This window comes from Chryseobacterium populi, assembly GCF_000282115.1.
GTDB classification, from domain to species: Bacteria; Bacteroidota; Bacteroidia; order Flavobacteriales; family Weeksellaceae; genus Chryseobacterium; species Chryseobacterium populi.
Map to the genome: position 1 here is coordinate 82,548 of NZ_AKJY01000030.1, position 7,759 is coordinate 90,306.

Genomic DNA, 7,759 nt, shown 5'->3' on the forward strand with positions numbered 1-7,759 from the left:
GTATGCAAAGGAGAGATTTTATTACCCTTTCTGCTTTGGGTTTCATGGGATTTTCGCGTGGAATATCCCGGCCTGCAAACTATAAAAAACCTTTAGCAATACAGCTTTATACCGTAAGAGATGCGGTTTCGGATGATCTGGAAAAAGCATTGGAAAAACTGGCAGGCTTAGGATTTACAGCATTGGAAATTTATGGTTACAACGGAGGTTTTTTCGGAAAAAGCAGAACTGAATTCCAGGCTGTTTTAAAGAATACAGGATTTAAAGTAATCAGCTCGCATCACACCACCGGAATCGTTGATAAAAGTAAAGGGACCTTATTGAATGACTGGGAAAAATCTGTAGATGATTTAAATTTTATTGGTTCACAATATATGGTCTGTTCTTATCTTTTTCCTGAAGAAAGAACCGTCGAAAACTTTAAAAACCTTCCTGAATTATTGGAAAAATCAGGAAAAATAACAAAGAACTCAGGAATTCAGTTTGCTTATCATAACCACGATTTTGAATTTGAAAAGTGGGATAACGAAATCAATATCTATGATTTCATTTTAGAAAATACATCTCCGGATCTCGTCAAAATGGAACTGGATTTGTACTGGATCTCAAAGGCAGGACTGGACCCGCTGGATTATTTTGATAAATATCCGGGGCGGTTTTCTTTATGGCATGTGAAGGATATGCAGAGAAATACCCGTGATTTTACTGAAATAGGCAATGGAATTATTGATTTTAAAAGAATTTTTGAAGCCAGAGAAAAGGCCGGACTAAAACATTGGTTTTTAGAACAGGACTCCAGTGATAAAGATATTTTCGAAAGTATTGCGATCAGTAAGGAATATATACAGTGTCACAATTTTTTCAGGTAAAACCAGACAGGCATTTTAAAATTAAAATAAATCACTTATGAAAAATATTTTTGCATCATGCTTCCTTTTATTAATCATTTCGCTGAATGCCCAGACGCACCGATTTACTTATGAGCTTCAATTAAAAATGGATTCTACGGATACCGAATATCAGAAATTCAATATGATCCTGGATATCAGCTCCAAAGAAGTGAAATTTTACGGACGGAACCTGATGATTGCAGATTCACTGAATAAAAAGTTCGGAAATATGGATAACAAACATGTTGATATGACCGGGCAGATCGTTAAAAGAAAGATCAATACCTCTGATCATGAAAATTTCATCAACATTAAATTCGGATATTATTCTTTTAAAACTACTGATAAAATAAACTGGAATATGGTCAATGAAACCAAACAAACAGGAAATTATACCCTGCAGAAAGCAACCGCTACATTTGGCGGAAGAAGCTGGATCGCATGGTTTAACAAAGATATTCCTTTCAATGAAGGTCCTTTTAAGTTTCGTGGATTACCCGGTTTAATTTTTGAGCTTTACGATACCAAGAAAAATTTTATTTACAACCTGATCAGCAGCAGAACGCTTCCTGACATTTATCCTACAGATGATTTCGTAGAATCCAATTTCGGTACAAAAGCTGTTCCTGTTACCGAAAAACAGAAACAAAAGCTAATGCTGGAATTTTACAATGATCCTTTTTCATTTGAACGAACCAATTTCAGTAAAAACAACAGCAATCTTAATATCAATATCAACGGAAAGGAAATTCATAATCTCGATGAACTCAATACGCAGACCAGAAGTATGCAGGAGGTTATCCGAAAATATAACAACCCTATTGAAATTGATAAAGCCATACATTACAAAAATTAAAGCTTATCATTTTTTCCTTTAAAATTCACTGATATTCATTATATTTGCCTCATTAAAGGAAATGGTGTTCTTCCTTACCCAACCGCTTTACAAAAGCTGATGACGCCTGATTAATAGATTATTAACCATAATTAATCAGGAGTATTATGTCTAAACATCAACGAAAATTCAACGAAAGCGCTTTATTCCATTTCAGGTTTTTCTTCAGAAAATACCCCGCTGTTCCTTACATTTTCAAATGGCTCTGCATCAGTATTATTGTCGGTGCCTGTGTAGGAACCGCTTCCGCAGGATTTCTACAGTCATTGGAGTGGGTAACCAACTTCAGGGAAAACCATATCTGGCTTATTGCATTTCTTCCCTTGGCGGGTTTTTTAATCGGGCTGCTGTATCATTATCTGGGAAAAGATATTGAAGCCGGAAACAATCTGCTGATAGACAGCATTCATGATCCAAAAGAAATTATTCCGTTCAGAATGGCACCTTTTGTATATCTTGGAACCATTGTTACTCATTTCTTCGGAGGCTCAGCCGGACGGGAAGGGACAGCTTTACAGATGGCGGGGGCCATTGCAGACCAGTTAAGCAAACCTTTTAGGCTGGATAAAAATGAAAGAAGGATATTAATCATTTCCGCTATTGCTGCAGGTTTTGGCTCAGTTTTCGGAACGCCGCTCGCAGGAGCTGTTTTCGGGCTTGAGGTTTTCCTGATCGGAAGAATACGTTACAATGCTATTTTTCCAGCCTTTGCATCTGCAATTCTTGCCGACTGGGCAACCGATCTATGGCAGGTAAAGCATACACATTATCATATCAATTTTATTCCCAAACTTGAATTTTTCCCTGTACTCTACAGTATCCTGGCGGGTATCGCCTTCGGAATATGTGCTGCTGCATTCAGTAAGATAATTCATTGGGCAGGAAAGCTTTTCAAATCAAAAATAAAATACCCGCCGTTCCGCCCGATCATCGGGGGAGCAATTGTCGCCGTCGCGGTATTTGCAATGGGAACGACAAGGTACATCGGATTGGGAATTCCCGTTATCATAGAATCTTTTGAAACCCAGCTCCCACTCTATGATTTTGCTTTAAAAATGATTTTTACCATCGCTACTCTTTCAGCCGGATTTAAAGGAGGTGAAGTAACTCCCCTGTTTTTTATCGGAGCGACATTGGGAAGTGCTTTATCCCTGTTTATTCCCCTTCCCGTGGGTTTATTGGCCGGTATGGGTTTCGTGGCAGTATTTGCAGGCGCTACAAACACTCCTCTGGCCTGCCTGCTGATGGGAATTGAACTGTTCGGAGCAGAATCCGGGATATACATTGCAATTGCCTGCGTTGTTTCTTATTTGCTATCGGGACACAACAGCATTTATGCAAAGCAAAAAATAGGGGAAGCCAAAAACAGGAGATACGAAAATCATCAGGACAAAAGCTTTTCTGACATTGAATAATTTTCTACCTTCATCTAAGATTTACACCATCATAAAATTAATCACAACATGTTTGATTACAGACTTAAAGTTTTTCATACGGTAGCTTCCAGACTGAGTTTCACCAAAGCTTCAGAAGAGCTTAATATTACACAGCCCGCTGTAACCAAGCATATTAAGGAAATTGAAAATCAACTCGCCACCAAATTATTTGACCGGAAAGGAACCAGTATCCAGCTGACAGCTGCCGGAAAAATTTTGTTTGAATATGCCGAAAAAATCCGGAATCTCTACCGTGATCTGGAATTTGAGATCAATCAGTTCAATCAGGAACATAAGGGGAAACTGATTGTAGGAGCCAGTACAACAGTTGCCCAATATGTTTTACCCGAAATTTTAGCAACCTTCCATTCTTACTACAAAGACATAAAAATTGAGCTGATTACCCATAACACGGAAATAATATCGAGCCTTCTCAAAGAGGGAAAAATAGATGTGGGCATTATTGAAGGTGAATCCCAATCATCATTTTTTGAATATCATCCCTTTAAAGCAGATGAAATTGTTCTGGTCGCAAAAGCCAATCACTCTTTGGCCCGTAAAACTTTGCACCTGAAAGATATATATCATCTGGATCTTATTTTCCGGGAACAGGGCTCAGGAACGCAGGAATTCATTCAAAATCGTTTAAAAGAAAAAGGAATTCAGATGGAAGATCTTACGGTCATCATGCAGCTGGGAAGTAGTGAAAGCATTAAGAATTATCTTCTGCATTCTGAATGTATGGCCTTCTTATCCATCAGTACGGTTTTAGCTGAGCTCAAAAGCAATACCTTAAGTATTGTGGATGTAAAGAACTTCAGTATTGAAAGAAACTTTCATTATATTCTTCCCAAGGGCGAACAGTCTCAGCTAATCAAACTTTTTCTGAAGCATCTCAGTAATAACTAAAAGTTATATTCAATAACGAAATACAATTTATTTTGTGATGATAATTTGTAGAATTTTGAAGCATGATTTCAAAACTTTATCATGTGAAAAGTTTCATTCAGAATGAAGCATCTCAAAAAATAATTTTTATAGGATCAGGTATTATTTGCCTTACTCCTTTGGTCTCCTCTCCTATTGCGCTCGCTTTAGGCTTCATCATAGCTGTTTTCCCGGGCAATCCGTTTGAAAAACACTTGCATCAATATATTCATCTGCTCCTCCAGATTTCCATTGTCGGATTAGGCTTCGGATTAAAACTTAATGAAGCTTTGCAGGCAGGAAAAACGGGATTAATGCTAACGGTTATCAGCATTTCAACAGTGATGATTTTAGGCTATTTTCTTGGAAAACTTTTTAAGTTGGATAAACAGCTCTCATATTTACTTTCAGTCGGAACAGCGATCTGTGGCGGAAGTGCCATTGCAGCAACCTCTCCTATTATCAAACCCAGCACTAAACAGGTTTCCCTGGCTCTTGCCATTGTTTTTACCTTAAATTCAATTGCCTTGTTTGTATATCCTGCCATTGGAAATGCCTTACATCTTTCCCAGGAACAATTCGGACTGTGGTGTGCGATTGGGATTCATGACACCAGCTCTGTAGTAGGGGCAGCCGCCAAATTCGGAAATGAAGCTTTAAAAATAGCAACCACGGTGAAATTGGCCCGTGCCTTATGGATCATTCCGGTTTCTGTAATGACCATGTTCATTTTCAAAAATAAAGAATCGAAAATCAGAATCCCATGGTTTATCGGGTGGTTTATTCTGGCAATTTTAATGAATACCTATTTCCCGGTTTTTGACAGCCTCAGCTCATCAATCACAGTTATAGCCAGGTCAGGATTAAATTTAACCTTGTTTCTGATTGGTTCTACTCTTTCTTTACAGACTTTAAAAACAATCGGTTTAAAACCACTGGCCATTGCTGTATTATTATGGGTTACCATCAGTGCCGGCAGCCTGCTTTATATTATCTATTAGAACAGCAAAAACCTTTCGGATAACCGGAAGGCTTTTTGCTTATTAAATGTGGAAATGTTTATTTCAGTTGGAATAACTAAATCGCAGACTGATCACAGGTGTATACCTGTAGGCATGCCATGTATTGATTACAGTAGAACGGACCTGTTACAGATCCTGAGCAGCTGCATCCGCAAAGAGATAAATCAGGATTTCCGCTTACTCCTCCTGTAATATTTTTCAGATCTTGTTTTTTTAGCTTCTTAGCAGTTTTAATGTTCATGTTGTTTAGTTTTTAATTAAATATTTAGTTTAGTTACTTCTCAAAGTTAAACAAATATTAATCACCTGCAACACAACTTAAAGCAAAATTCAATAATTTATTGGTTTTAAACCAATTACCTATACTTTAAGTAAAAAAATCAAAATATGGATTATTAAACAACTATAGCTGCTTTTTATCCTGGAATTCCAGGTAGGAAATGTAATCTTTAAATTTTCACTTACAGCACTTGTACAATTAAGATTGTGTTTAAAAAATCAAAAGCCTTCCGGATAACCGAAGGGCTTTTGCATATTAAATGTGGAAATGTTTAATTCTAAGTATCAATAAATGCTTAACAAGTGATTACTTGTGGACAAGCAATATATTGAACGCAATATTTAGGACCTGTAACAGCTCCTGTACAGCTGCATCCGCATAAAGACAAATCGGGTTTAACAGGATCAACGATGATACCGCCGACGATGTTTTTAAGCTCCTCTTTCTTTAGTTTTTTAGCGTTTTTAAAAATGTTGTTTGACATGTGATTTGGATTTTGAGATTAAACAATATAGTTTTATGATATCTTCAAAGTTAAACAATTATCTATTATTCAAAGCATAGTTTAATGTAAAATTTTATAATTTATTTATTTTATTATAGTTATTGTCAGTTAAACGAATATTTATCCGAGATAGTAATTAAGCACCACTCATTCTGTAAATTCCAGATCTTTATTATGGGTTTCGGAGATGGTAAGCGCCGAATAAAAAGCAAGTCCGAAGACCACTGCTCCTACGATGGCTGCACTTACCACTACTGTAAAATTATTTTTAAGAAGATCAAAAGCAAGAATCATTACAGGAACCAGCCCTCTTACCATATTCGGAACGGTAGTGGTTGCTGTATTCCTGATATTGGTTCCGAACTGTTCTGCCGCCAGGGTAACAAACATGGCCCAATACCCTGTCCCTAAACCAAGCCAGACACAGAAGATATAATATTTGGTTTCTGTATTCGTATTCCCGAAAAGCATGATGGCTACTCCAATGATTGTAAACAGAAGCATGTAAAAAATAGCCATTTTCCTTGATTTTAAAGCCTGGGAAATAAACCCGCTCGATAAATCACCCACAGAAATCCCTATATAAGCCCACATAATGGCTTTCCCCGGATTAAGGTCTTTAATTTTCAATTCAGGGGCAAATTGATTCGCCAAAACCGCCAGAATCCCAATACAGTACCAGGTAGGAAGTCCCACAGCAATGCATTTCAAATATCTTATCAATCGGTCTTTATGGGTGAAAAAGGAAAGGAAATTTCCTTTTGGAACTGTTTTGTGCTCAATATTTTTATAAATCCCCGATTCGGAAACACTTATTCTCAGGAACAAAAGCATAATTCCCAGTACTCCACCGATAATGTAAGAAATATTCCATCCTCCGGATAATTCTACTGTTAATTGGGCAACAACCGCACCCATTAACCCAAATCCGGCGACTACAGAAGTTCCGATAGCTCTCAGATTTTTAGGAAGGCTCTCTGAAACCAACGTAATACCCGCTCCTAATTCCCCTGCTAACCCAACTCCTGCAATAAAACGCAATCCTGCATAAGAATAGACCAGGTTTTCTTTGGGAAAATAGGGTAAGAAACCACAGGCTATATTGGCCAGAGAATAGACTAAGATAGATCCGAATAATACGGAAAGCCTTCCTTTTTTATCTCCGAAAATACCCCAAAAAACCCCACCAATAAGCAATCCCACCATCTGACAGTTGAGGATAAAGGTTCCGTCAACATCCGGGTTCAGGCCTAAAGCCTTTAAACTCGGGATTCTTACGATACCGAATAAAAGCAGATCATAAATATCAACAAAGTAACCTAACGCAGAAATAATGACAGGAATGGAAAAGATGTACTTCAATTTAGAAGAGGTGGAAAGTTCTTGCATTTGCTTTTTAAATTTTGCTAAAAATAAAAAACCTTTCGATCTCTTGAAAGGTTTTTTTATATAATATCTTGATTATCTTTCCATTTATTAGTATATGGATCAAATTTACATTGATTTATCTTCCTCCATGAAGTACCAGTAAATTCAATATCAGAATTATCAAAACAAATATAGCGAAATTGACAGTCCCTACAAATGTCAATACTATCATTATTGATAAACCATTTCCTAGTAAAATCATTATCATTGATCAATGTTGTAATGTTTTTATTTTTGAAATTCCCATAGATACTTTCATGTGCTAGGAAATTTCTAAAATTACCTTCATTGTCAATACAAACCTTTCTATTCAATGCGACATGGTAGACTTCCCTGTTTTTCAGACAAATTAAAATTATTAAATTTAGTTTGTTAA

General features: G+C 36.8%; 8 protein-coding genes, 1 pseudogene and 1 riboswitch. Of the genes and pseudogenes, 5 read left to right on the plus strand and 4 right to left on the minus strand.

Annotation, left to right across the window (positions count from 1 at the left end; genetic code table 11):
- Positions 1-2: 2 nt before the first annotated feature.
- The 5 genes from PMI13_RS09110 to PMI13_RS09130 all read left to right on the plus strand — a co-directional run bounded on the left by PMI13_RS09110 (position 3) and on the right by PMI13_RS09130 (position 5,149).
- Entirely contained in the window at positions 3-869 is an 867-nt protein-coding gene (locus PMI13_RS09110; protein ID WP_007842926.1) for a sugar phosphate isomerase/epimerase family protein, read from the plus strand.
- 37 nt (positions 870-906) lie between these two features.
- Positions 907-1,746: a GLPGLI family protein gene (locus PMI13_RS09115; RefSeq protein WP_007842928.1), complete on the plus strand. Its 840-nt coding sequence runs from the start codon at positions 907-909 to the stop codon at positions 1,744-1,746.
- 48 nt (positions 1,747-1,794) lie between these two features.
- A riboswitch (Fluoride riboswitch) is annotated at positions 1,795-1,862 on the plus strand.
- Between the two features lie 30 nt (positions 1,863-1,892).
- Positions 1,893-3,200, plus strand: coding sequence for a voltage-gated chloride channel family protein (locus tag PMI13_RS09120; RefSeq protein WP_007842930.1), 1,308 nt, complete (start codon positions 1,893-1,895; stop codon positions 3,198-3,200).
- 48 nt (positions 3,201-3,248) lie between these two features.
- Positions 3,249-4,130: a LysR family transcriptional regulator gene (locus PMI13_RS09125; protein WP_007842932.1), complete on the plus strand. Its 882-nt coding sequence runs from the start codon at positions 3,249-3,251 to the stop codon at positions 4,128-4,130.
- Positions 4,131-4,192: 62 nt separating this feature from the next.
- Positions 4,193-5,149 carry a YeiH family protein gene (locus tag PMI13_RS09130; RefSeq protein ID WP_007842934.1) on the plus strand — a complete coding sequence of 319 codons (957 nt, stop codon included), beginning with the start codon at positions 4,193-4,195 and terminating at the stop codon, positions 5,147-5,149.
- Positions 5,150-5,225: 76 nt separating this feature from the next.
- On the opposite strand, the gene PMI13_RS09135 is transcribed toward PMI13_RS09130, so the two are convergent.
- The 4 genes and pseudogenes from PMI13_RS09135 to PMI13_RS21545 form a co-directional block, all read right to left on the minus strand.
- A complete protein-coding gene (locus tag PMI13_RS09135; RefSeq protein WP_007842936.1) occupies positions 5,226-5,411 on the minus strand; it encodes a hypothetical protein in 186 nt (61 codons plus the stop codon).
- Positions 5,412-5,745: 334 nt separating this feature from the next.
- Positions 5,746-5,934: a hypothetical protein gene (locus PMI13_RS20880; protein WP_007842937.1), complete on the minus strand. Its 189-nt coding sequence runs from the start codon at positions 5,932-5,934 to the stop codon at positions 5,746-5,748.
- Between the two features lie 168 nt (positions 5,935-6,102).
- Entirely contained in the window at positions 6,103-7,344 is a 1,242-nt protein-coding gene (locus tag PMI13_RS09140) for an MFS transporter (protein ID WP_007842938.1), read from the minus strand.
- Between the two features lie 56 nt (positions 7,345-7,400).
- A pseudogene (locus PMI13_RS21545) lies at positions 7,401-7,759 on the minus strand (hypothetical protein); the annotation flags it as partial.

Coding starts and splice junctions, on each gene's coding strand:
- PMI13_RS09135 (WP_007842936.1), bottom strand. CDS start 5,411: ATGAACATTAAAACTGCTAAGAAGCTAAAAAAACAAGATCTGAAAAAT.
- PMI13_RS09130 (WP_007842934.1), top strand. CDS start 4,193: ATGATTTCAAAACTTTATCATGTGAAAAGTTTCATTCAGAATGAAGCA.
- PMI13_RS20880 (WP_007842937.1), bottom strand. CDS start 5,934: ATGTCAAACAACATTTTTAAAAACGCTAAAAAACTAAAGAAAGAGGAG.
- PMI13_RS09115 (WP_007842928.1), top strand. CDS start 907: ATGAAAAATATTTTTGCATCATGCTTCCTTTTATTAATCATTTCGCTG.
- PMI13_RS09140 (WP_007842938.1), bottom strand. CDS start 7,344: ATGCAAGAACTTTCCACCTCTTCTAAATTGAAGTACATCTTTTCCATT.
- PMI13_RS09120 (WP_007842930.1), top strand. CDS start 1,893: ATGTCTAAACATCAACGAAAATTCAACGAAAGCGCTTTATTCCATTTC.
- PMI13_RS09110 (WP_007842926.1), top strand. CDS start 3: ATGCAAAGGAGAGATTTTATTACCCTTTCTGCTTTGGGTTTCATGGGA.
- PMI13_RS09125 (WP_007842932.1), top strand. CDS start 3,249: ATGTTTGATTACAGACTTAAAGTTTTTCATACGGTAGCTTCCAGACTG.